The sequence below is a fragment of the Candidatus Streptomyces philanthi genome (assembly GCF_059553635.1).
Genome location: NZ_JCANQV010000018.1, coordinates 1 through 22,278, shown reverse-complemented (window position 1 = coordinate 22,278; position 22,278 = coordinate 1). Strand labels below are relative to the sequence as shown.

Here is a 22,278-nt window from a genome sequence, read left to right as displayed (position 1 = left end):
CTACTCCCGCGGCTTCGGCGAGTCCATCCCCGGACGGGCGTGCCGCCACAGCCCCCGGGTGAAGTCCGGGATCTCCTGCGGCGCTCCGTTCGCCCGGATCGAGGCGTCGCTCAGCGGTACGGGCGCGCTCCAGGCCGCCGCGTCGTACACGTCGAAGTCCGGTACGAGGCCCAGCCGCATGCACTGCATCAGCCGGAAGACCATCATGTAGTCCATCCCGCCGTGCCCGCCGGGCGGGTTGGCGTGCTCCTTCCACAGCCAGTGGTCCCACTGCGCGTACCGGGAGAAGTCGCCCCATTCGTCGTCGCTGTGGTCCGGCTCGATGTAGATCCGCTCGGGATAGTCCTCGAAGACGCCCTTGGTGCCGCCGAGGCTGTTGATACGGCTGTAGGGGTGCGGGGTCGAGACATCGTGCTCCAGCCGGATCACCCGGCCCTTGGCCGTCTGCACCAGGCTGATGGCGCGGTCGCTCCCGACGTACGACTCCTTCCAGCTCGGGTCGTTCGCCGGCATGTGCTCCTCGCGGTAGGCCGCGAGGCCCAGGGCCGGGGTGCCGAAGCTGGAGATGCGTACGGCGCGGTCGCCCCGGTTGAGGTCCATGTAGTTCGCCACGGGGCCGAAGCCGTGGGTCGGGTAGAGATCGCCCCGCAGCCTCGTGTGCCACAGCCGCCGCCAGGGCCCCTCGTAGTACTTCGGGTCGAACATCAGGCCGCGCAGATCGTGGAGATAGGCGCCGGCGCCGTGCAGCAGCTCACCGAACAGGCCCGCGTGCGCCATCCGCAGGACCCGCATCTCGTTCCTGCCGTAGCAGCAGTTCTCCAGTTGCAGGCAGTGCCGGCGGGTGCGTTCGGAGAGGTCGACCAGCTCCCACAGCTCGTCGAGCCGCAGGGCGAGCGGACACTCCACACCGACGTGCTTGCCGTGGCGCAGCGCCGTCCTGGCCACCTCGAAGTGCAGGTCCCAGGGGGTGGCGCCGTAGACGAAGTCGAGGTCGCCGCGGGCGCAGAGCTTCTCGAAGTCGTGGTCGCCGTGGGTGTGGAGGGCGGGCGCGGGCTGCCCGGCGGCGACCACCTTCGCGGCGGCCCGTTCCGCCTTCTCCCTGACCGGGTCGCACACGGCGACGACGCGGACGCCGGGTACCGCGAGGAAGAGGTCGATCATGCTGCCGCCGCGGTTGCCGAGGCCGACGAGGCCCACGCGTACGGTGCCGCGCCGCTCGAAGGGCACGCCGATCATGGTCCTGCCCTGGGGGCGCGGGGCGGCCGCCGCGCCGGAAGCGGTGGTGGGGGAAGCGGCCGCGGCGGGGGCGGCCGGTCCGCCGAGTCCGAGCCCGAGCCCGGCGCCCGCCGCGCCGGCGGTCCACAGGACCCTGCGGCGGCTCGGTCCCGACTCCTCGTCGCGGCCGTCGTGGTGCTGCGGCTGTGCCTCGTTCATCTGTCCTCCAAGGGAGCGGATGGTGTGCGGGGCATACGGGAACCTCGGTGAGGACCTTGACGGGTGAGGGGCCCGTGGCACAAGAGGCGTGGTGGGACTCATCGTTATGGGTCGCCGGTCCGTTGTCCTGATGGTCGGCAGATCGCTGACGCCCCGGAAGACACCAGAAGCGGGGGATCGATCCCGTGGTCGCCCGCCCGCGTCACCGGCTCTTTCCCAGGCTGACGGCGGCCAGGAGAAGCGTCGGCAGAGCCGTCGCCGCCAGGCTCAGGAGCCAGTAGGCGCGCGGTGCCAGCGGGGTCCGGCGCCGCAGCGGGCGGTTGGCCAGCCACCAGCCCAGGACGAACGCGGTGATGACCGGCCCCGCGAACAGCACCCAGGGCAGGACCCCGTCGTTCTCCGTGGGATTGCCCTGGGTGAGGCCGATCGCGGCGAGCGGCCAGTTCACGGCGAAGTAGTACACGAGCCAGATCGGCACGATGCCCGCGATGCCCAGCAGCACATTGACGGCGAGGGGCGCCCGCCAGCTCTTTCCCATGCGCCCAGTCTCGTGCCTCGGCCCGTCGGCCGGCCCCGTGCCCCCGGCACGGGCCTACGGCCGGGTCGCGCGCTCCAGCTCCATGAGCACCGAGTGGTAGCCGCGCCCGTCCGTCGCGTGGTCGAGGCCGATCTCGCACATCCGGTTCGCGGACAGATGGGTGTCGAAGGAACGGGAGGTGACGTACGCGGCCTCCTTCGCCGTGGCGGCCTCCGTCAGTTCCGGGTGCAGCATCCCGCGGTCGCCCGCGAAGCCGCAGCAGCCCGCGTCGTCGGGCACCACGACCTCCTCGGCGCACGCCCCGGCGACCTCCCGCAGCTCCGCCTCGTCGCCCAGGTGCCGCATCGAACAGGTCGGGTGGAGCACCGCCGACCCGGCCCGCCGCCGTACCTCCAGCCGCGGCAGCAACTCCCGCGCCGCCCAGACCAGCGAGTCGACGACGGTCAGCTCCGCGTGCCGGGCGCGGTTGGCCGGCGTCAGGTACGGCACCACCTCACGGGCGATGCCGAGGGTGCACGAGGAGGCGTCGACGACCAGCGGCAGCCGCCCGCCCGCCGTCCATCCCCACGCCGCCTCGACGATCCGGTTGGCCATCACCACATTGCCGCGCGCGTAGCCCTTCGAGTGCCAGACGGTGGCGCAGCACGTCCCGGTGACGTCCGCCGGGATCCACACGGGCCGGCCCGCCCGCCGGGACACGGCCACCACGGCCTGCGGCAGCGACGGCCCGGTGTGGCCGGCCGGCGCGCCGAAGATCCGGTTCACACAGGCCGGGTAGTAGACCGCCGCAGCCCCCGCCCGGTCGGTGGCCGGCAGGGACGCGGGCGCCGCTCCCGGAATCCGCGGCAGCCAGCGGGGGACGAGGTCGGGGCGTACGGCCCTGCGGGCGGCGGTGGTCGCCGCGGTGACGAGGCGGTCGTCGAGGCGGGTGGCGGCGGCCACCGCGAGGCGCGCGGCCCGTTCGGCGACCGCGAAGTGCCGGGCGAACAGCGCCGCCGTCCGCTCCTCGCGCGGCGAGTGCCTGCGGTGGCGGAAGTCCTTCATCATCGCGCCGGTGTCGATGCCCACCGGGCAGGCCAGCGCGCACGTCGCGTCGCCGGCACAGGTGTCGACCGCGTCGTACCCGTAGGCGTCGAGCAGCGCGCCGGTCACGGGTGAGCCGGCGGGCTGGCGGAGCATCTCGCGGCGCAGCACGATGCGCTGGCGCGGGGTGGTGGTCACGTCCCGGCTGGGGCAGACCGGTTCGCAGAAGCCGCACTCGATGCAGGGGTCGGCGACGGCCTCGACGGTGGGGAGGGTCTTCAGGCCGCGCAGATGGGCGTGCGGGTCGCGGTCGAGGACGACGCGCGGCGCGAGGATGCCGTGGGGGTCGAGGAGGTTCTTGATCCGCCACATCAACTCCGTGGCGCGCGGCCCCCATTCGCGTTCCAGGAACGGGGCGATGTTGCGTCCGGTGGCGTGCTCGGCCTTGAGGGAGCCGTCGAAGCGGTCCACGGTCAGGGTGCAGAAGTCGTCCATGAACGCCGCGTAGCGGGCGACGTCGTCGGGGCGCGCGGCGTCGAAGGCGAGCAGGAAGTGCAGATTGCCGTGCGCGGCGTGCCCGGCGACGGCGGCGTCGAAGCCGTGCCGGGTCTGGAGCGCGAGCAGGTCGGCGCAGGCGTCGGCGAGCCGGTCCGGCGGGACGGCGAAGTCCTCGGTGATCAGCGTGGTTCCGCCGGGCCGGGAGCCGCCGACCGCCGTGACGAACGCCTTGCGGGCCGTCCAGTAGCCCGAGACGACCGCCGGGTCCCGGGTGAAGGCGTTGGTGACGGACGCGACCGGCGCGACCAGGTCCAGGCCCGGCAGGATCGCTTCGGCGGCCCGCTCGTACGCCCGCAGCGCGCTCTCGTCGGGGGCCCGGAACTCCACCAGCAGCGCGGTGGTCTCCTTCGGCAGCCGCGCCCAGTCGGCGGGCACCCCGGCGACGCTCACCGAGGCGCGCAGGGTGTTGCCGTCCATCAGCTCCACGGCCCGCGCTCCGGCCGCGTTGAACCCCGGTACGGCGGCCGCGGCGGCCCGCAGGGTGGGGAAGAAGAGCAGGGCGGTGGCGGTGTGGCGGTCCAGGGGCAGGGTGTCGAAGACGGTCCCGGCGAGGAAGCCCAGGGTGCCCTCGGAGCCGACCATCAGCCCGCGCAGGATGCCGACGGGGGTGGTGGCGTCGAGGAAGGCGTCGAGGCGGTAGCCGTTGGTGTTCTTGAGGGCGTACTTGGCGCGGATACGGGCCGTCAGCTCCCGGTCCGCCTCGATCTCCGCCTTGAGCGCCAGCAGTCCGGCGCACAGCCCCGGTTCGGCGGCGGCCAGCCGCGCGTCGGCGTCGGGGGCCGCGGTGTCGACGACGGTGCCCGACGGCAGGACGACGGTGACCGAGGCCAGCGTGCGGTAGGAGTTGCGGGTGGTGCCCGCGGTCATGCCGGAGGCGTTGTTGGCGACCACCCCGCCGAGGGTGCAGGCGATCGCGCTGGCCGGGTCGGGGCCGAGCACCCGGCCGTGGCGGGCCAGCGCCGCGTTGGCCCGCAGCACCGTCGTCCCGGGCCCGATGCGCGCCCGCGCCCCGCCGTCGAGCACCTCGACGCCGCTCCAGTGGCGGCGGACGTCGACGAGGATGTCCTCGCCCTGCGCCTGCCCGTTGAGGGAGGTCCCGGCGGAGCGGAAGACGAGGTGGCGGCCGTTCTCCCGGGCGTAGGAGAAGACCGCCGCGATGTCGTCGGTGGTCTCGGCGAGGACGACGACCCGGGGGACGAAGCGGTAGGGGCTGGCGTCGGAGGCGTAGCGGACCAGGTCGGAGAGGGTGTGCAGCACCTTGTCCGCGCCGAGCAGCGCGACCAGGTCACGGCGCAGGGGCTCGGGGGTGCCCTGCGCGCGGTCGCCGGGCACCCGGTCGGGGGCGGGCTTCGCGGGGGCGTCGGGCCGCAGGGCCCCGGGCTTCGGCTCCAGCAGGGGCATGACGTCTCCTCCGGTCGGCTCGCTCCGTTGCTCAGCAGCGCGGCTCCGGTCCGTCGACGAGGGCGGACAGCAGGCCCCCGAGCACCTCGCGCTGTTCGGTGGTCAGCGGAGCCAGGATGTCCTCCGCGGCGGCCCGGCGCGCGCTGCGCAACGCGCGCAGTGCCGAGCGGCCGGTGTCGGTGAGCTCGACGCGGATCACCCGGCGGTTGGCGGGGTCGGGCACCCGGCGCACCGCGCCCCGCGCCTCCAGCGCGTCGACCAGCGTCGTCACGGCGCGCGGGACGACCTCCAGGCGTTCGGCGATGTCGGCCATGCGGGGCGGGGTGGCGCCGTAGCGGTGGACGATCCGCAGCAGCCGGGACTGGGCCGGGGTGAAGGCGAGGTCGAGCTGTGCCAGGCGGTGCCGCTGGGCGCGGTACATCCGGCGGGTCAGCCTCATGAGCTGTTCCGCGAGGTCGGCGGGGCCGGGGGAGGGGGTGCGCGGCTGGGGTGCGGGCATGGGGGAACAATATCAGGACCATGTTCATTGTGAGCCTAGGTAACAATGAGCTAGGGTCGGTGAAACCCGCGGTACCCGGCCCCGGAAGGAGACCATGCGCCACAACGAACCGGAATGGACACCGCCGCCCAAGGACCCCGACCAGCCGGTCCCGGTGCGGCGCATCCTCGCCCTCTTCCGCCCCTACCGCGCCCGGCTGGCCCTCGTCGGCCTGCTGGTGGGCGCCTCCTCACTGGTCTCGGTGGCCTCACCGTTCCTGCTGCGCGAGATCCTCGACGTGGCGATACCCGAGCGCCGCACCGGGCTGCTCACCCTGCTCGCCCTCGGCATGATCGCCACCGCCGTCACCACCAGCGTCTTCGGCGTCCTGCAGACCCTGCTGTCCACCACCGTCGGCCAGCGCGTCATGCACGACCTGCGCACCGCCGTCTACGCCAAGCTCCAGCGGATGCCGCTCGCGTTCTTCACCCGCACGCGCACCGGGGAGATCCAGTCCCGCATCGCCAACGACATCGGCGGCATGCAGGCGACGGTCACCTCCACCGCCACCTCCCTGGTGTCCAACCTGACCTCTGTCGTCGCCACCGTCGTCGCCATGATCGCGCTCGACTGGCGGCTGACCGTCGTCTCCCTGCTGCTCCTGCCGGTCTTCGTCTGGATCAGCCGACGGGTCGGCAGGGAACGCAAGAAGATCACCTCGGCGCGGCAGCAGCAGATGGCCGCGATGTCCGCCCATGTCACCGAGTCCCTCTCGGTCAGCGGCATCCTCCTCGGCCGCACCATGGGCCGCGCCGACTCGCTCACCGCGCGCTTCGCCGACGAGTCCGAGCGGCTGGTCGGCCTGGAGGTCCGCGCCAACATGGCCGGCCGCTGGCGGATGGCCACCATCGGCATCGTCATGGCCGCCCTGCCCGCCCTGCTCTACTGGGCCGCCGGCATGGTCCTCCAACTCGGCGGACCCGCCTTCTCCCTGGGCACCCTCGTCGCCTTCGTCACCCTCCAGCAGGGCCTGCTGCGCCCCACCGTCTCCCTGCTGACCACGGGCGTGCAGATGCAGACCTCGCTCGCCCTCTTCCAGCGCATCTTCGAATACCTCGACCTGCCCGTCACCCTCACCGAACCCGCCGACCCGGTACGCCTGCCCGCACCCCGTGGCGCACTCCGCTTCGAGAACGTCAGCTTCTCCTACGACCCCGGGGCCGAACCCATCCTCCAGGGCATCGACCTGACCGTCCCGGCGGGCGGCAGCCTCGCCGTCGTCGGCCCCACCGGCAGCGGCAAGAGCACCCTGAGCTACCTGGTGCCCCGCCTCTACGACGTCACCGCCGGACGGGTCACCCTCGACGGCACCGACGTCCGCGACCTCGACTTCGACACCCTCGCCCGCTCCGTCGGCGTGGTCTCCCAGGAGACCTACCTCTTCCACGCCTCGGTCGCCGACAACCTCCGCTTCGCCAAGCCCGACGCCACCGACGAGGAACTCGAACGCGCCGCCCGGGCCGCCCAGATCCACGACCACATCGCCGCCCTCCCCGACGGCTACGACACCCTCGTCGGCGAGCGCGGCCACCGCTTCTCCGGCGGCGAGAAGCAGCGCCTGGCCATCGCCCGCACCCTCCTGCGCGACCCGCCGGTCCTGGTCCTCGACGAGGCCACCAGCGCCCTGGACACCCGCACGGAACACGCGGTGCAGCGCGCCGTCGACGCGCTCTCCGAGGGCCGTACGACGGTCACCATCGCCCACCGCCTGTCCACCGTCCGCGACGCCGACGAGATCATCGTCCTCGACGGCGGCCGGATCGCCGAACGCGGCACCCACACCGCGCTCCTCGCCGCCGGCGGCCGCTACGCCGCCCTGGTACGGCGCGACTCCCACCGCGACGAGGACGACGGCACCCCGGACGGCGACGGCGAGCCGGCCGCCGCCCCCGTCGCGGCGCGCTGACCCGGCGGCGCTACACGGGCGACAGCCGGTACCCGTAGCGGTAGGCCCGGTCCGCGTGCAGCAGGTACTTCTCCAGCGGCGCCGCACCCCAGGAGTCGTTGCCGCCCAGACCCGACTGGCGGTGGTTGACGCCCAGATGCACCGTGCCGCGCCGCCTGAGCTCGTACGGATGACGAGGGCCGTCGAGATCCGCCGGGGTGTGGTGCAGCGCGCTCAGCTCCAGCAGCTGCGCCCCCTCGCCCCCCTCCGCGCTCACCCGCAGCCCGACGCCGTCCCGCCGGGTGAGCGAGGCGGTGCGCACATCGGTGACATTGCCGGTCTGCTGGGGGCGCGAGTACGGGCCGAGCTGGGCGGCGACGCTGGTGCGATAGCGGCCCACGAACGCGGCGGTGCGCCGGTCCCAGTAGTTCTCGTGCGGGCCCCGCCCGTACCAGTCGAAGGTGTCGAGCCCGGCCGGAAGGGTCAGCAGCGCGCCCACCAGCGGCAGGTCCGGCAGCCCCGCGCCCGGCCGCAGGGTGTGGGTGATCCGCACCTCGCCGTCGCCGCGCACCGTGAACTCGGTGTCCCAGTGGGAGACGGCGGGAGAGGTGGGCAGGGTGGCGGTGACGGTGAGGACGACCTCGGACGGGGACGGCTGCGCCGTCGTGACGGCGGTGACGGTACGGTCGGCGCCCGCGGTGCGCCAGGTCCGCAGCGTCTTCTCGGCGTGCCGCCCGATGTCGTTGTCGGTCGGCGCGCGCCAGAAGTTGGGCACCGGCCCCTCGGTGAGCAGCGTCCGGCCCCGGTGCCGGTACGACGTCAGGGTGCCGGTCCGCTTGTCGAGGACCACCTCGCTCTCACGGCCCAAGACCGTCACGGTCGCCGCGTTCTCCACGACCTTCAGCGCCGGCGACGCGCCCGGCGGCGGCCCGTCGGGCGCCGGGGTGTGCCAGGGCAGCGCGAACTGCTCGGCCGCGACGCTGTGCCCTGCCTCCGCCCAGCGGGTCGCCCGGCGCAGCACGAACGACAGGTTGAGCCAGTACGCGGCGCCCGGCTCCGGGCGGTGCGGCCGGCGCGCGGGGACACGGACGGTGGCGGTGGCCCCCGGGCCCGCCTCGGGCGCCGGGAGGGTGCCGTGCTGGACGCGCCGGCCGTCGCGGGTGACCTCCCAGCGCAGCTCGTAGGCGTCCAGGCCGGTGAAGAGATTGCGGTTGGTGACGCGGACGGTGCCGGCGGCGAGGTCGCCCGCCGTCATGCGGATCGTCTGGTAGACCTTCTTGACCTCGTGGACGGCCGGGTGCGGGGTCCGGTCGGCGGAGAGGATGCCGTTGCAGCAGAAGTTGCCGTCGGTGGGGTAGCCGGGCTTCCAGTCGCCCCCGTAGGAGAGATGGGTGCGGCGGGGGTCGCCGGGCACCGGGCGGCGGATCGCCTGGTCCGCGAAGTCCCAGATGAAACCGCCGTGGAGATTGGGGTAGCGCTCGATGACGTCCCAGTACTCCTGGAGATTGCCGGTGCTGTTGCCCATGGAGTGGGCGTACTCGCACAGGAGGAACGGCTTCGGGTTGCCGGACCTCCCGTACGCCTCCACGCCGTCCGGGCCGGTGTACATCTCGCTGTGCACATCGGCGACATCGTTCATGCCCTCGTAGTGCACCGGCCGGGACGGGTCGCGGCGGCGCGTCCAGTCGGCCATGGCGCGGAAGGTGTCGCCGTGGCCCGCCTCGTTGCCCAGCGACCAGACGATGACGCTGGGGTGGTTCTTGTCCCGCTCGACCAGGGAGCGCATCCGGTCCAGACAGGCGTCGGCCCACTCCGGCAGGCCGGCCGGCAGCCGGTCGCGGACGCCGTGCGTCTCCAGGTTGGCCTCGCCGACGACATAGAGCCCGTACTCGTCGCAGAGGTCGAGCCAGTGCGGGTGGTTGGGGTAGTGGGAGGTGCGGACCGCGTTGATGTTGTGCTGCTTCATCAGCCGGATGTCCTGGAGCATCCGCTCGGCGGTGACCGCCTGTCCGCGGTCCGGGTCCGACTCGTGCCGGTTGACGCCCCGGAGGACGACCGGCGCGCCGTTGACGGTGAAGGTGCCGGGCCCGCAGTCGACGGTGCGGAAGCCGACCCGGGAACGCTGGACGTCGACGGTCCGCCCGGCCGGATCGGCGAGCGCGACCACGAGCGTGTAGAGGTGGGGGGTCTCCGCGGACCAGAGCGCGGGGGAACGCACGGTGGCGGCGGGGGAGACCGTCACGTCCCGGCCGCCCTCGGGCCGGACCTCAGCGGTGAGCGGCTTCGGCAGGACGGCCCGCCCGTCCGCGTCGTACAGCGTGGCGGTCAGCGTGTACGTCCCGGTGCCCGCGCCGCCCCGGTCGCGTACGGTCGCCGTCACGGCCAGCCGGCCGTCCGCCCCGGCACGGGTGTGGAGGTCCTGCACATGCACCGGCGGGACCGAGTAGAGGTAGACGTCGCGGAAGATACCGGACAGGTCGATCATGTCCTGGTCCTCCAGCCAACTGCCGTCGGACCAGCGGTAGACCTCCACGGCGAGCGCGTTCCGGCCCGGCCGCAGCCGGTCGGTGACGTCGAACTCCGCCGGGGTGTAGCTGTCCTCGCTGTAGCCCACCCGCTCGCCGTTGACCCAGACGAAGAACGCCGACTTCACGCCCTGGAACGACAGCAGCGTCCGGCGCCCCTTCCACCCCTCGGGCACGGTGAAGGTACGGCGGTAGGAGCCGACCGGGTTGAACCCCTTCGGGACCTGCGGCGCCTCCGGCGTCTCGTAGCCGACCCAGGGATATCTGACGTTGAGATAGATCGGCTCGGGATAGCCCTCGATCTCCCAGTTGGACGGCACCGGAATCCGGTCCCAGGCACTGTCGTCGAAGTCCGGGACGAAGAAACGCCTCGGGCGCTCGTCGGGGTTGCGGGACCAGTGGAAGCGCCAACTGCCGTTGAGGCAGTGGTAGTACGGCGAGGCGGTGTGGTCGCCCGCCAGCGCCGCCGCGGTGTCCCGGTAGGGGATCAGGCGGGTGCGCGCCGCCTCGCGGTTGACCTGGAAGATGCCCGGCCGGCCGTTCCACTCCTCACCGGGCTCCGCGGCGTCCGCGGCGAAGACCGCCTTCTGGGCGGTGAAGGCGGCCCAGCCGGTCAGGGCGGTACCGGTGACGAGGAACGAGCGGCGGGACATTCGGCGTGCTTCCATGCGACCCATGAGACAGCTCCGAACGCAAGGCAACAGGAAGCAGCAGGATTGGACATCGCACGACACAAGACAAGACCCCGACCGGCCCCTTCCTCACCCGTACCACTACTACCGGTCACCCACGGCAACCACCACTGTTACAGGCACATTGCCGATCCCGCCCACCACCCCCGAACCCCTGGCGGCACCCCGGCACGGTCGTACATGATCCCCTGGCCGACCGGACCGCTCCGGCGGCGGACCACCGGACGACCGTGAGCGAGGGGACCATGGCGAACACGGAACACACGGAACGGACGGACGGCACCACCCGCCGCCCCTCCCCACTGCGCCAACTGGCCGCGGCCTCCGTCGGCAACGCCGTGGAGTGGTACGACTGGTACACGTATTCCTTCCTCGCCACGTACATCGCCGCGCAGATCTTCCCCGAAGGCGCGTCGAATTCGCTGGTGCCGCTGCTTTCGACGTTCGCGGTCTTCGCGGTGGGGTTCTTCATGCGGCCCGTCGGCGGGCTGCTGATGGGCGCGGTCGCCGACCGGCGCGGGCGCCGTGCGGCGCTCACGGTGACCATTCTGCTGATGGGCGCGAGCAGTCTGTTGGTGGGGCTGACGCCGACGTACGCCGCCGCCGGGGTCCTCGCGCCGGTCGTTCTCGTCCTGGCCCGGCTGCTGCAAGGGCTGTCGGTGGGAGGGGAGTTCGCCGCGGCGACCACGTTCCTCGTGGAGTCGGCCGGGCCCGGCCGGCGAGGGTTCTTCTCCAGCTTCCACTACGTGTCGACGACCATCGGACAGCTCGTCGCGTCCGGCGTCGCGGCGCTCCTCGTCGCGAACCTCGCGCCCGCCACCATGGACAGCTGGGGTTGGCGGGTCCCGTTCGTGCTGGGGGCGCTCCTGAGCCTCGTGGGCTTCTGGGTCCGGCGCGGCTCGCACGAAACGCGCAGCGAGGAACAGGCGAAGGCGCCCCGCCCCGGCCTCTTCGAGGCCCTGCGCCGCCATCCGCGCGAATCGCTGCTGATCTGCGGCATCACCGCGGGCGGCACGCTCGCGTACTACACGTGGACGTCGTACCTGCCGACGTACGCCGAGCTCAACGCCGGGGTCGAGAAGACCGACGCGCTGCTGGCGGGCACCCTCTCGCTGACGTTCTTCGCCGTGCTCCAGCCCGTCGCGGGCATGGTGTCCGACCGCTTCGGGCGCAAGCCGCTGCTGCTGATGTTCGGGATCGGCTTCGCCGCGCTGTGCGTGCCGCTGCTGCGCGCGCTCGACGGCTCCTTCGCCACGCTCCTGCTCGTGCAGTGCGCGGGCATGATCCTGCTGAGCGGCTTCACGGCCATCTCGGCGGCCGTGAACGCGGAGACGTTCCCGGCACGGGTGCGCGCCGCGGGCATCGGGTTCCCCTACTCCCTCACCGTCGCCCTCTTCGGCGGTACGGCGCCCTACATCGGCACGCTCTTCAAGGACCTGGGACAGACCGGCCTCTTCCCGGTGTACGTGGCCGTGCTGTGCCTGGTCTCGTCCGTCGTGTACCTCCGACTGCCCGAGACGGCTCACCGCCCGTTGGAGAGGTGAGAGCGCGAAGAGTCAGGAGCTGACCGTGGTCAGTCCGGTCTGCACCGGCCTGACGGTGCCCTGGCCAACCACACGTTCCTCGCCTGGGCCGCGAGCACACTCAGCGGTCCTGTCCTCGCCGTCGTGAGGGCGCACATCGTTGGCTCTGCGTCGAGGTGATCCTGCGGTTCGTCCCGGACCGGATGTTTCTGACCGCACGGAGTGGGATGGGCTCAATGGTCACCGGAGTCCGGCGAGCGCATGCATGACCGCCTGCACGCGCAGGCGGAAATATTCGGGCGCGAAGAGCGAAGCCCTTGCTCCGTGGCCCCGCAGGCTCGTGTGTGAAGGGATCGAGGCGTTACGCGGGGCTGCCTGACGCCGCTTTGTGCCGCCCGCGCCAGCGGGCCAGCACATGGTCCCGGGAGTACGGGAAGCCCCCAAAGAGCCGACGGCTGATGTCCAGGACCTCCTCGTCTGCGAGCAGTAGGAACGCGAACAGATCGTCGTCCTGTACGTCCTGCCAGCGGTTGAGCACCGGCATGTCCTGTGCCCTACCGTCGAAGCCGAGTCCGTCGAAGGAACTGCCATGGGAGGCCGGATTCACGACATTGAGCCCGTTGTCAGAATGCTTCACGTCCAGGGCGCGGGAAACCCTCTGCCGTTCGGACGGATCGCTGAACCAGGCGTTGAAGGATACGTAGGTATGTCCGAATGCCCCGCTTTCGAAGTATCCGGCATACCGTTTCCACAGCTCGGGGAATCCAGGTCCGTGACAACGGAGAGGGCGCCTTTCGTACGTTCGGGGGCGGGGTGGTCGTAGGTGGTCGCAGCCGTGCCGTCCGACGGTCCGGCCGTTGCCGGCGTCATGAGAACGGAGCTGCTCGCTCGGACTGCTTCATCCGTGGCGCCCGGCGGTGTCGGGCGCGGGGAGGGATGACCGTACGTGGCGCGCCGCCCGGAAGGCGACCAGCCCCGTCAGGTAGATCACCAGGGCCGTCAAGGGGATTCCCGCGGGCCCCGCGTCCTGGAAGCCGCCGATGGTGAGCCGGACGATGCCGATGCTGGTCGCGGCCGTGCCGACCAGGACCAAGGCGACGGCCGGCCGCGTCGCGGTTCCGCCGGCGCCGGGGGTCGTCCGGGCGGCGGAAGAAGGGGCCGTCGACTCCCTGCGGCGCGAACGTTCGAAGCGCACGAACACCGCGACGAAGACCCCGAGCAGCAGGGCGCAGACCGCCAACCACACCGTCCGCCAGGCGAACCAGCTCGCCGATCCGATCTCCGGTTGGGGCATGACGCCGGTCGGGTAGAGCGCCAGAGCGGCCACGAGCACAGGGACCATGTGCCACAGGAACAGCGTCATGATCCCCCCGTTGACGGCGATCACCGCCATCCAGACCCGCTCCCGACGCAGCCAGGTGCGCAACGGCCCGGCGAGCAGCAGGACCAGACCGGTCTGGGCCACGGACAGGGCGAGCAGCGCGACCGTCGGCGGCGCGGTGTTCTGCACCTCGGCCCCGGGCACGCCGACCATGCTGACCGGATACGGCCCGATCGTCGTCAGCGCGACCAGCGCGGCCGACCCGCCGAGGAACAGCAGCCAGCGGCGGGCCGGAGAGCGGGTCAGAGTGCCGTCGCGCCAGGCGAAGCCGAGTTGAGGCAGGATCAGCCAGACGAGTAGGTAGTTGACGACACCCAGGGCGTCGTCGCCCGTACTCAGCCGCAGGGCGTCGAAGCAGGCGGCGGCCACGGTGAGGGCCGCCGGAACGGCCAGGCCCCAGCGCCGATGGGCGGCGAGCATCGCCGGAGTCACGGCCACGACCACGAGATAGACGGCGAGGAACCACAGCGAGATGGCCACCAACCAGGCGGCCAGCCGCACCAGCCCCGGATCGACGCCCGCCAGCCGGGCGATCGCGGAGACGGCGACCCCGATCACGATGAAGACCGTCGTCGGCCGCAGCAGCCGGCTCGCACGCGACCCCAGCCAGTCGGCGTAGCCGTCCCCGCGCCTGCGGGCCGAGGTCCAGGACGCGGAGTTGGCGTAGCCGCCGACCAGGAAGAAGATCCCCATCACCTGGAACACCCAGGTGAGCCACCGCGTCCACGGCAGGACGGCGAGCGTGTGCTCCCCGCCCAGCCGGCCGTCCCGAAAGGTGATCATCACGGCCAGCCAGTGACCGATCACCACCATGACGATGGCGAACGCCCGCAGGAAGTCGACATAGCGGTCACGGTGTGCGGGGGTGGCGGCGGCGAGGTCCCGAATCCTCACCCGGTCCTCCTCACTCGCGTGTCTCGTAAGCCCGCCTCCTCGGGCTCGGAAACGAACCTTTCCTTGAGAAGTGAACGCACCATGGCATATCGCTGCAATCCGGCCCTGCGTCCTGGCGTCCACCATGAAGCGCGTGTCGGTGTCCGGCGGGAGGCGAGCAGACCGTGCGCATTCGGCCGCACCGAATAGCGAGCGTTCCGCCATGTGCGGAAACTGGGGGGCATGCGCGAGTACGAGAGTCCGTCCTCGATCGGCATCCCGCCAACGGACCAGCTGGCCGACACGGTGTTCCGGAGTGATCGGACCGAGGTCGTCCTGTTCGACCGGCGGACGGGAAGCGGCTGGGAGCCCGTGACCTCCGCGCGGTTCGCGAGCGAGGTACGCGCCCTCGCGGCGGGCTTCCTCACCGCCGGGATCGAGGCCGGCGACCGGGTCGCCCTGCTGGCCGCGACCAGCTACGAGTGGACGCTGACCGACTATGCTCTGTGGGCGATCGGTGCGGTGCCGGTGCCGGTCTACGACACCTCCTCGGCCGAGCAGATCCAATGGGTACTGGAGGACTCCGAGGCCGTCGCGACGGTGGTCGGGACATCGGAACACCGCCGCCGGCTCGACGATGTCCAGGTGGACCTTCCCGGGCTGGAGCAGGTGTGGCAGATCGACGCGGGTGACCTTTCCCGGCTGCGGCAGGAGGGCGCCGGAGTTCCCGACTCGCGGGTCGACGCGCGCCGCGACGCGGTCCGCGCGGACGACACCGCCACCATCATCTACACCTCCGGCACCACCGGTCGGCCCAAGGGGTGCGTACTCACCCATGCCAACCTGCTCTACGACGCCCGTGCCTCGATCGCGGTGCTACGGGAGATCTTCGGCCACGACGCCTCGACGGTGCTGTTCCTGCCGTTGGCACACGTGTTCGCCCGGGTGATCCAGGTGGCCTGTGTCGAGCACGGCGTCCGCCTGGCCCACACGGCCGACCTCGCCCGCCTGCCCGACCACCTGGCCGCACTGCGTCCGACGTTCATCCTGTCGGTGCCCAGGATGCTGGAGAAGGTCTACGCCCGAGCGCGGCAGCGCGCCGAGGAGCAGCGCCGCGGTGGCGTCTTCCGGCGCGCCGAACGGGTCGCCGTCCGCTACAGCCAGGCGTTGGACCACGGGGGCCCCGGCCTGGGGCTCACCCTGGTCCACCGCCTGTTCGACAGGCTCGTCCACCGCAGGCTGCGGGCGGCGCTCGGCGGACGGGTCACCCACGCCATCAGCGGCGGCGCTCCGCTCGGCACCCGCCTCGGCCACTTCTACCGAGGCATCGGCGTGACCGTGCTGGAGGGCTACGGGCTGACCGAGACCAGCGCCGCCGCCACCGTCAACACGCCCTCCGCGGTCAAGATCGGTTCGGTCGGGAAGCCGCTGCCCGGCGTCACGGTACGGATCGCCGACGACGGCGAGATCCTGCTTCGCGGCCCCGTGGTGTTCCCGGGCTACTGGCGGAACGAACGGGTCACGAAGGAGACGCTGAGCGCCGACGGCTGGCTGTACACCGGAGACGTCGGCACCCTGGACGACGACGGATTCCTGACCATCTCGGGCCGCAAGAAGGAGATCATCGTCACCGCCGGCGGGAAGAACGTCGTCCCCGCGGGGCTGGAGGACCGTCTGCGCAGCCACCCTCTGATCAGCCAGGTGGTGGCTGTCGGCGATCAGCGCCCGTTCATCGCCGGCCTGATCACTCTCGACGAGGAAGGGCTGGCGGCCTGGAAGGAGAGCGCGGGCAAGCCGGCGGCCGCCACGCCCGCGCAGCTCCGTGACGACCCCGACCTGCTCGCCCGGCTGCAGACGGCGATCGACGAGGTCAACGCGACCGTCAGCCGGGCCGAACGGATGCGCAGATTCAGGGTCCTGCCCGGCGACCTCACCGAGGCGCACGGCTACCTCACCCCGACCCTGAAGGTCCGGCGCAGCCGGGTGCTCAAGGACTTCGCCGCGGATGTCGAAGCGCTGTACCGGACATGACCTCCCGCCGGCACCGGTGGTCTCGTCCTCCTGGGGCCCCCGGGGCGTTGGACCGGCTGGTCAGCGCCACACCGGAAACCCGGGACCGGGTCGTCGACGCCGCACGGGCGCTCAGCATCGTGGTCGTCACCCTGTGGCACTGGACGCTGTCGGTCACCCATCGCACCTCTGACGGCGCCCTCGCCATGCCCAACCCGATCGACGCCGTTCCCGGCGGGTGGGCGGCCACCTGGGTCCTGCAGATCATGCCGGTGTTCTTCCTGGTCGGCGGCTACGCGAACCTGGCCGGCTGGCAACGTACGCAAGCGGACAAGGACCCCGCCGGCCGGTTCGTCGCCGACCGGCTCCGCAGGCTGTCGGTGCCCACCGCCGTATGGGCGGGGGTGTGGCTGGCCGGCGAGCTGATCGCCGCGGCCCTGCGAGGACCCCACCGCTGGATGTGGCAGTCATTCCCCGGCTACCTGACGCCCTTGTGGTTCCTGGGGGTGTACAGCCTGTTGATCGTCACCGTGCCGCTGACGGCGACCCTGCACGCCCGCCACGCCGCCGGCACCCTGGCCGCGCTCGCGGGACTGATCGCCGTGGGCAGCGTGCTGGGCCGCGGCATCGGGCAGACCTGGGCCGAATGGGTCACCCTCGCGCTGGTGTGGCTGTTCTGCCACCAGCTCGGCTACGCCTGGCGCACCTGGCAGCTCGGGCGACGGCCGTTGGCCCGGCGGCTGGCGGTCACCGGGGCCGGTCTGCTGACCCTGGTCGTGCTGACGGTGTTCGCCGGTTACCCCCGCTCGATGGTCGGCACGGTCGGTGACGCCGAGTCGAACATCTTCCCCACCAACGCGGCCATCGCGGCGCTCGCCGTCTTCCAACTCGGACTGCTGGCTCTGATCACGCCGGCCGCGGCGCGCTTCCTGCGCCGCCCCCGTGTCTGGAAGCCTGTGGTGGCGCTCAACCTGGTGGCGATCACCGTGTTCCTGTGGCACATGACCGCCTACCTCGTCGCGTTGTGGACCTACGAAGGTCTGGGCCACACGCTCCTGGCGGAGCCGACCGCCTCATGGTGGGCGCAACGCTGGTTCTGGCTGCTGGCCCCCATGGCCGTCCTCCTCATCCTGGTCGCGGTGTTCGCCCCGGTCGAGCTCAAGGTCCGCCGGCCCCGCCGAAAAGCGACCGCGGCGGGTGAGTGACGCACACGGTTCACGAGTTGTGGGACCGCATGCGGGAACGTGACGGGGGCGGGGCGGCGGCGCTGTGCAAACTTGTTCCCGTGCCCCGAGATCTTTCCGGGGGGCTCGTGCAAGCCATCGCGAAGAACGGCATCATCAACATCCGCGAAGTGGTAACGGGGCATCTCGGACGCTTCCGCGTACCGGCTGGATCACATCCTGTCGGTGGCCGCGCGACATTGTCTGCAGCACATGACGGCCGAGGCCCTGCCGGAGGCCGTCGCACAGCTCAGGCTCCGGCACCGGCTGGCGGCGGCTTCCGCCGGCGCCTACGTCAAGGCCGGGTTCACCGCCATCGTGCAGGACATCCTGATCGGCGAGTACCTGGCGGAGATCACCGAGCTGATCAAGAGCCGCCCGCTGGCCGTCGTCGTGCTGGCGCCCGATCCCGAGGCCGTGGCGTGGCGCGAGGAGAAGTTACCGGAGGGCAACGGCGCGGCCGGGGCGGCTTCCTGGGGCAGGTGCGCCCACGAGGTCTTGGTGGCGAGCTTGATCGCCGCGTACGTGGTGTCCGTGGCGGGGGCCCGCAAGGCGTAGAGGCCCTCATCCGTGTACACGACGTTGACGGGCGCGGCCTGGGGCGGCTCCTTGGAGCGGGCGCCGCAGGGACCGCGGCAACGCGGAAAAAGGGCGGCGCCCCTCCCTGGGACGGGGAGAGGCGCCGCGGGTGACGCGTCCGTCAGACCAGCCAACCCACGAGGTGGACGATGCCGGCAAGCAGGTTGGTGAGGATGTCCATCGGATGTTTCTCCTTGTGTCACGGTGATGCAGGACCAACTCTCCGGACCGGCAAGGGATGCGGTCGGAGGCGCTGCGCTGTGACGGTCTGCAGCTCGTCACTCGCGCCCCGTAAGGATCACCCGACGCAGGCGATACGCGTAACCCTTTTGGGTATCGGTCACACTTTCCGGCGAACATTCGCTCCCGCGTTCGTGTGTTCCCTTTGAGGGGGCGAAAGGCCGGACGCGTCACGCCCCGTCGTGTCACCGGCCGGAGGGCGAGGGCACCGCGCGCCCCGCCGGTTCCTCACGTGTCATCCACCCGGCCTCGTACGCGTGCCAGCCCAACTGCATCCGCGTGGTCACCCCCGCCACGTCCATCAGCCGTCGCACCCGCCGCTGTACCGTCCGCAGGCCCAGCCCCAACTGCTTGGCCACACTCGCGTCGGTCAGCCCCGCCAGCAGTAGCGCCAGCACCTCCAGATCCGCGGCGTCCGGCCCGTCCCCCGGCTCCTTGGACAATCCCGCCGCGCCCAGGCGCAGCGGTACCGCCTGCCGCCATATCGCCTCGAACAGCCCCCGCAGCGACTCCAGCAGTCCGCTGGCGTGCACCACCACCGCGGCCGGTTCCGCCGTGTGCCGGGTCAGTGGCACCATCGCCAGCGCACGGTCCGCGATCACCAGCGTGGCGGGCACCTTGTCGGCCACCCGCACCAGCGCGCCCCGGCCCAACGCCGCACTCGCCTCCGCCACATAGCCCGGTGTTTCCAGCGCCTCGCCCTCGACGACGACCCGGTAGGCCACCCCGAGCGAGGCGGCCTGGCCTTCCGCGTGGTTCTCCGCGGGCGTGACCACCGCCGGCGCCGGGGTGACCAGCGCGCACACCTCGTGGACCGCGCCCAGCTGGATCTGGCGGAAGCGCTGCGCGACCGCGCTCGAACCGGTCACCACCTCCACCAGGTCCCGCACGTCCGGCTCCGCGTCCTGGCCCTGGTACTCCTCGGCCAGCATCGCCGCCGCCAGCTCCGCCCGCTCCAACTCGTGCCGCTGCTGGGTGAGCAGCGCACCCAGCGCCACCCCCGGCGGCGCCACCACCCAGCGCCCCGCACGGGCCGGCGACTGCGCCGCCAGACCCCGCTGCTCCAAGTGGCGCAGCGCACGCTCCGTTTCGTCCACCGGCGCCCGCAAACGGTGTGCCAGCTCCGGCACTTCGGCGGCCCCCAGCCCCACCAGTGTGCGGTAGGCGGACTCCTGCGCGTCGTCCAACCCGATGGCTCCCAGCATCCGCGCCCCTCCTCCCCGGCCGTGGCGAGAACCGGCCACGGCGCAAAACCGTCGCCCTCCATCATCCTCGCCCGCACGACGCCTCTGCCAGGGGTCCGGCACCGCACACCGCACCCGCGCGGCACGCACCGGTCAACGGCCAGGGGAAACGCCCTTCGTGGCCGCTACCGTCCCGCAGCGGCGGCCGGAACCCCCGCCGTCGCGGGTGCGCCCAGCAGCCCGCGCGCCGCCAACTCCGGGCGTACGCCCTCACCGAACCAGTACGCCTCCTCCAGATGCGGATAACCGGACAGGACGACATGCTCGATGCCCAGCGCGTGATACTCCTCGATCCGGTCCGCGACCTCCGCATGACTGCCGACCAGCGCGGTGCCGGCGCCGCCGCGCACCAGCCCGACACCCGCCCACAGGTTGGGCGCGATCTCCAGGCCCTCGCGCGAGCCGCCGTGCAGGGCGAGCATCCGCCGCTGCCCCACCGACTCGCTCCTGCCCAGGGCCTGTTGGGCGGCGGCCACGGTCCCCGGGTCGAGATCGTCGAGCAGCCGGCGCGCGGTGGCCCATGCCTCCTTCGAGGAGTCCCGGGAAATGGTGTGCAGCCGGATGCCGAAGCGGACCGTACGCCCCTCCCGCGCGGCCAGCTCCCGAATCCATTCGATCTTGTGCCGTACCTGCTCGGGCGGCTCGCCCCAGGTCAGGTACACGTCCGCGTTCCGCGCCGCGACCGGCCCGGCCGCCGCCGACGAACCACCGAAGAAGATCTCCGGCAGCGGATCGGGCGGCAGCGCCGTCACCCCGCCCTCGATCCGGTAGTACCCGCCCCGGAAGTCGAACGGCTCCCCGCTCCACACACCCCGTACGACCTGGAGGAACTCATCCGTACGCGCATACCGCCGATCATGGTCGAGGCGGTCCCCGAACCTCCTCTGCTCGGTCGCGTCACCACCGGTGACCACGTTCAGCAGCAGCCGCCCACGCGAGATCCGCTGATACGTCGCGGCCATCTGCGCCGCCAGCACCGGCGAGATGACGCCCGGCCGGAACGCGACCAGGAATTTCAGCCGCTCGGTGACCTGCGACAGCGCCATCGTCGTCAACCAGGCGTCCTCGCACCACGTACCGGTCGGGGTGAGCACCGCCTCGAACCCGAGCTGTTCGGCGGCCTTGGCGATCTGCGTGAGATACCCGATGCCCGGGGCCCGCACCCCGCCGGCGGGGGTGATGCGGTCGCGCCGGATGCCGCCGTCGGTATAGGCGTGCCGGTCGACGAGCGTCCGCCCGTCACCGCCGGTCGGAAGGAACCAGTGAAGATGCACGGACATGTCGGGAGGCCTTTCCGTAGCTGCGCGGCACCGCGCCCGGGAACGGGCGGACCGTGGCGAAGACACGACCCGACGAGCGAGCCGCAGGTGAAGGAAGGGGCAAGGAGGCCCAGGAGGGGAGAACGACCGGAAGGTCAGCGACCGCGGCAACAGGCGGCGGACGCCACTCGCAGCAGGTCGATATGACCGCGCGTCGTGAGCAGGGCTGCCATGCACATGCGGCCGAACGTAACGGCCCACCGCAAGCACGGTCAAACACCGTCTCACCGGCCGGACCTTTGTTACGGACGTATGGCCGCACCCCTCACCGCCCGGCGGCCGCGAGTGCCGAGGCGGAGGCCGACGGAGCGGCATCCGGGGGAGCCGAGCCGATGCGCCGCGTCAGCCGGTCGTCGGGCCGGGGAGTGTCGCGAAAGCGGGGGCGCGGCAGCTCGTTGACGCTCTGACCAGCACTTCCGCTTCATACCGGAGAGCGAGCTGACGCCTCGGTAGCCTCCTCCGCACGGGGGACGTGGTCCGTCTGGAGGGATGAGGCCGCCGGCCGCTGAGCGGTGAGATCGTCAAGGGGTCCTTTCACCTCACCGCATCGGAGCCTGTGATGGTCAGTGCATTCCCGTCGCCCCATGTCCGGAACACGGCCCCTCGGTGGGCGGTCCAGGCGGCTTGGGCGACCGTGTTGTGCACGGTGCCGTCGTGTGTGTGGCGGCTCGCACTCGGATTCGGGGTCGATGTCGGTTTCACCGGCCGACTCGGATCGCTCTACACGGGGACGTCGATCATGGTCTACGTGCTGATCCTGTCCGTGGTCTCACAGGCGACCGCCTTCCTGACGCTGGGCCTGGTGAAGCCCTGGGGCGAGTGGGTCCCGCGATGGGTCCCGCGATGGGGCGGCCGTCGCATCCCCCCGCTGGCAGTGGTCATACCTGCCGCAATGGGCGCGGTGGCTGTGATGGCGCTGTGTGCGGCGGTGACCCTGGCGCCAAGAGGGCCGCTGGACAATCCCGACTTCCCGCACGGCACAGCGGGCGTGCTCATGAATGTCTGCTACGCCCCGCTACTGGTCTGGGGGCCACTCGTCGCGGTCCTCACGATCGCCTACGCCCGGCGCCGTCGGGGCGCGTGAGCTGCAACATTGCCTGAACCGGGGGATCACGGCGCTGAGTGGGCACTGGCCGGGGGCGGCGGCCGACCCGTCGTACACGCCGCCCAGATGCACGGACACCGGACGGCGTTCGGCTTCTCCGCCGCCTTCCCGGTGGCCGCCGTCCTCGTCGCCGCATGCCTGCTCCGGCAGAAGAACGAACCCCGGTGGACGAGACGTACTCGCTGAC

Annotated in this window: 16 protein-coding genes; 6 read left to right on the top strand and 10 right to left on the bottom strand. The window is 71.9% G+C overall.

The window, feature by feature from the left end; all coding sequences use genetic code 11:
- The 4 genes from AC51EU_RS04560 to AC51EU_RS04545 form a co-directional block, all read right to left on the bottom strand.
- Entirely contained in the window at positions 1-1,434 is a 1,434-nt protein-coding gene (locus tag AC51EU_RS04560) for a Gfo/Idh/MocA family protein (protein WP_496265325.1), read from the bottom strand.
- A gap of 202 nt (positions 1,435-1,636) precedes the next feature.
- Complete coding sequence (locus tag AC51EU_RS04555; RefSeq protein ID WP_496265324.1) at positions 1,637-1,972, bottom strand: hypothetical protein; 336 nt, start codon at positions 1,970-1,972, stop codon at positions 1,637-1,639.
- A gap of 54 nt (positions 1,973-2,026) precedes the next feature.
- Positions 2,027-4,954 (bottom strand): FAD-binding and (Fe-S)-binding domain-containing protein, encoded by a 2,928-nt coding sequence (locus AC51EU_RS04550; RefSeq protein WP_496265323.1) that lies wholly within the window; start codon positions 4,952-4,954, stop codon positions 2,027-2,029.
- A gap of 31 nt (positions 4,955-4,985) precedes the next feature.
- Positions 4,986-5,453, bottom strand: a complete 468-nt coding sequence (locus AC51EU_RS04545) for a MarR family winged helix-turn-helix transcriptional regulator (RefSeq protein ID WP_496265322.1) — start codon at positions 5,451-5,453, stop codon at positions 4,986-4,988.
- 94 nt (positions 5,454-5,547) lie between these two features.
- On the opposite strand from AC51EU_RS04545, the gene AC51EU_RS04540 reads away from it, so the two are divergent.
- Positions 5,548-7,398 carry an ABC transporter ATP-binding protein gene (locus AC51EU_RS04540; RefSeq protein ID WP_496265321.1) on the top strand — a complete coding sequence of 617 codons (1,851 nt, stop codon included), beginning with the start codon at positions 5,548-5,550 and terminating at the stop codon, positions 7,396-7,398.
- Positions 7,399-7,408: 10 nt separating this feature from the next.
- Here the strand turns inward: AC51EU_RS04540 and lacZ are convergent, their stop codons facing one another.
- Positions 7,409-10,570, bottom strand: coding sequence for a beta-galactosidase, LacZ type (gene lacZ, locus AC51EU_RS04535; protein WP_496265320.1), 3,162 nt, complete (start codon positions 10,568-10,570; stop codon positions 7,409-7,411).
- Positions 10,571-10,839: 269 nt separating this feature from the next.
- Here lacZ and AC51EU_RS04530 point away from each other — a divergent pair, with 269 nt between their 5' ends.
- A complete protein-coding gene (locus tag AC51EU_RS04530) occupies positions 10,840-12,138 on the top strand; it encodes an MFS transporter (RefSeq protein ID WP_496265319.1) in 1,299 nt (432 codons plus the stop codon).
- Between the two features lie 340 nt (positions 12,139-12,478).
- On the opposite strand, the gene AC51EU_RS04525 is transcribed toward AC51EU_RS04530, so the two are convergent.
- A complete protein-coding gene (locus AC51EU_RS04525; RefSeq protein WP_496265318.1) occupies positions 12,479-12,754 on the bottom strand; it encodes a hypothetical protein in 276 nt (91 codons plus the stop codon).
- Between the two features lie 261 nt (positions 12,755-13,015).
- Entirely contained in the window at positions 13,016-14,392 is a 1,377-nt protein-coding gene (locus AC51EU_RS04520; protein ID WP_496265317.1) for an acyltransferase family protein, read from the bottom strand.
- Positions 14,393-14,614: 222 nt separating this feature from the next.
- Between AC51EU_RS04520 and AC51EU_RS04515 the strand changes: the two genes are divergently transcribed.
- The 3 genes from AC51EU_RS04515 to AC51EU_RS04505 all read left to right on the top strand — a co-directional run bounded on the left by AC51EU_RS04515 (position 14,615) and on the right by AC51EU_RS04505 (position 18,162).
- Positions 14,615-16,402 (top strand): AMP-dependent synthetase/ligase, encoded by a 1,788-nt coding sequence (locus AC51EU_RS04515; RefSeq protein WP_496265316.1) that lies wholly within the window; start codon positions 14,615-14,617, stop codon positions 16,400-16,402.
- A 47-nt stretch (positions 16,403-16,449) separates the two neighbouring features.
- Positions 16,450-17,586 (top strand): acyltransferase family protein, encoded by a 1,137-nt coding sequence (locus AC51EU_RS04510; RefSeq protein ID WP_496265315.1) that lies wholly within the window; start codon positions 16,450-16,452, stop codon positions 17,584-17,586.
- Positions 17,587-17,817: 231 nt separating this feature from the next.
- Positions 17,818-18,162: a hypothetical protein gene (locus tag AC51EU_RS04505; protein ID WP_496265314.1), complete on the top strand. Its 345-nt coding sequence runs from the start codon at positions 17,818-17,820 to the stop codon at positions 18,160-18,162.
- Positions 18,163-18,608: 446 nt separating this feature from the next.
- Here the strand turns inward: AC51EU_RS04505 and AC51EU_RS04500 are convergent, their stop codons facing one another.
- The 3 genes from AC51EU_RS04500 to AC51EU_RS04490 form a co-directional block, all read right to left on the bottom strand.
- The gene (locus tag AC51EU_RS04500; RefSeq protein WP_496265313.1) at positions 18,609-19,628 is read right to left on the bottom strand and encodes a helix-turn-helix transcriptional regulator; all 1,020 of its coding nucleotides are present in this window, start codon (positions 19,626-19,628) and stop codon (positions 18,609-18,611) included.
- Positions 19,629-19,792: 164 nt separating this feature from the next.
- On the bottom strand, positions 19,793-20,947 hold the full coding sequence (locus tag AC51EU_RS04495) for an LLM class flavin-dependent oxidoreductase (RefSeq protein WP_496265312.1): 1,155 nt from the start codon (positions 20,945-20,947) through the stop codon (positions 19,793-19,795).
- Between the two features lie 134 nt (positions 20,948-21,081).
- On the bottom strand, positions 21,082-21,159 hold the full coding sequence (locus tag AC51EU_RS04490) for a putative leader peptide (RefSeq protein WP_496265336.1): 78 nt from the start codon (positions 21,157-21,159) through the stop codon (positions 21,082-21,084).
- 485 nt (positions 21,160-21,644) lie between these two features.
- On the opposite strand from AC51EU_RS04490, the gene AC51EU_RS04485 reads away from it, so the two are divergent.
- Positions 21,645-22,070 carry a hypothetical protein gene (locus AC51EU_RS04485; RefSeq protein ID WP_496265311.1) on the top strand — a complete coding sequence of 142 codons (426 nt, stop codon included), beginning with the start codon at positions 21,645-21,647 and terminating at the stop codon, positions 22,068-22,070.
- Positions 22,071-22,278: the final 208 nt, after the last annotated feature.

Bases quoted from the DNA above. Each gene is read 5' to 3' on its own strand.
- AC51EU_RS04500 (WP_496265313.1), bottom strand. From the start codon at position 19,628: ATGCTGGGAGCCATCGGGTTGGACGACGCGCAGGAGTCCGCCTACCGC.
- AC51EU_RS04550 (WP_496265323.1), bottom strand. From the start codon at position 4,954: ATGCCCCTGCTGGAGCCGAAGCCCGGGGCCCTGCGGCCCGACGCCCCC.
- AC51EU_RS04515 (WP_496265316.1), top strand. From the start codon at position 14,615: ATGCGCGAGTACGAGAGTCCGTCCTCGATCGGCATCCCGCCAACGGAC.
- AC51EU_RS04555 (WP_496265324.1), bottom strand. From the start codon at position 1,972: ATGGGAAAGAGCTGGCGGGCGCCCCTCGCCGTCAATGTGCTGCTGGGC.
- lacZ (WP_496265320.1), bottom strand. From the start codon at position 10,570: ATGGAAGCACGCCGAATGTCCCGCCGCTCGTTCCTCGTCACCGGTACC.
- AC51EU_RS04545 (WP_496265322.1), bottom strand. From the start codon at position 5,453: ATGCCCGCACCCCAGCCGCGCACCCCCTCCCCCGGCCCCGCCGACCTC.
- AC51EU_RS04530 (WP_496265319.1), top strand. From the start codon at position 10,840: ATGGCGAACACGGAACACACGGAACGGACGGACGGCACCACCCGCCGC.
- AC51EU_RS04490 (WP_496265336.1), bottom strand. From the start codon at position 21,159: ATGGCAGCCCTGCTCACGACGCGCGGTCATATCGACCTGCTGCGAGTG.
- AC51EU_RS04495 (WP_496265312.1), bottom strand. From the start codon at position 20,947: ATGTCCGTGCATCTTCACTGGTTCCTTCCGACCGGCGGTGACGGGCGG.
- AC51EU_RS04505 (WP_496265314.1), top strand. From the start codon at position 17,818: ATGACGGCCGAGGCCCTGCCGGAGGCCGTCGCACAGCTCAGGCTCCGG.
- AC51EU_RS04540 (WP_496265321.1), top strand. From the start codon at position 5,548: ATGCGCCACAACGAACCGGAATGGACACCGCCGCCCAAGGACCCCGAC.
- AC51EU_RS04560 (WP_496265325.1), bottom strand. From the start codon at position 1,434: ATGAACGAGGCACAGCCGCAGCACCACGACGGCCGCGACGAGGAGTCG.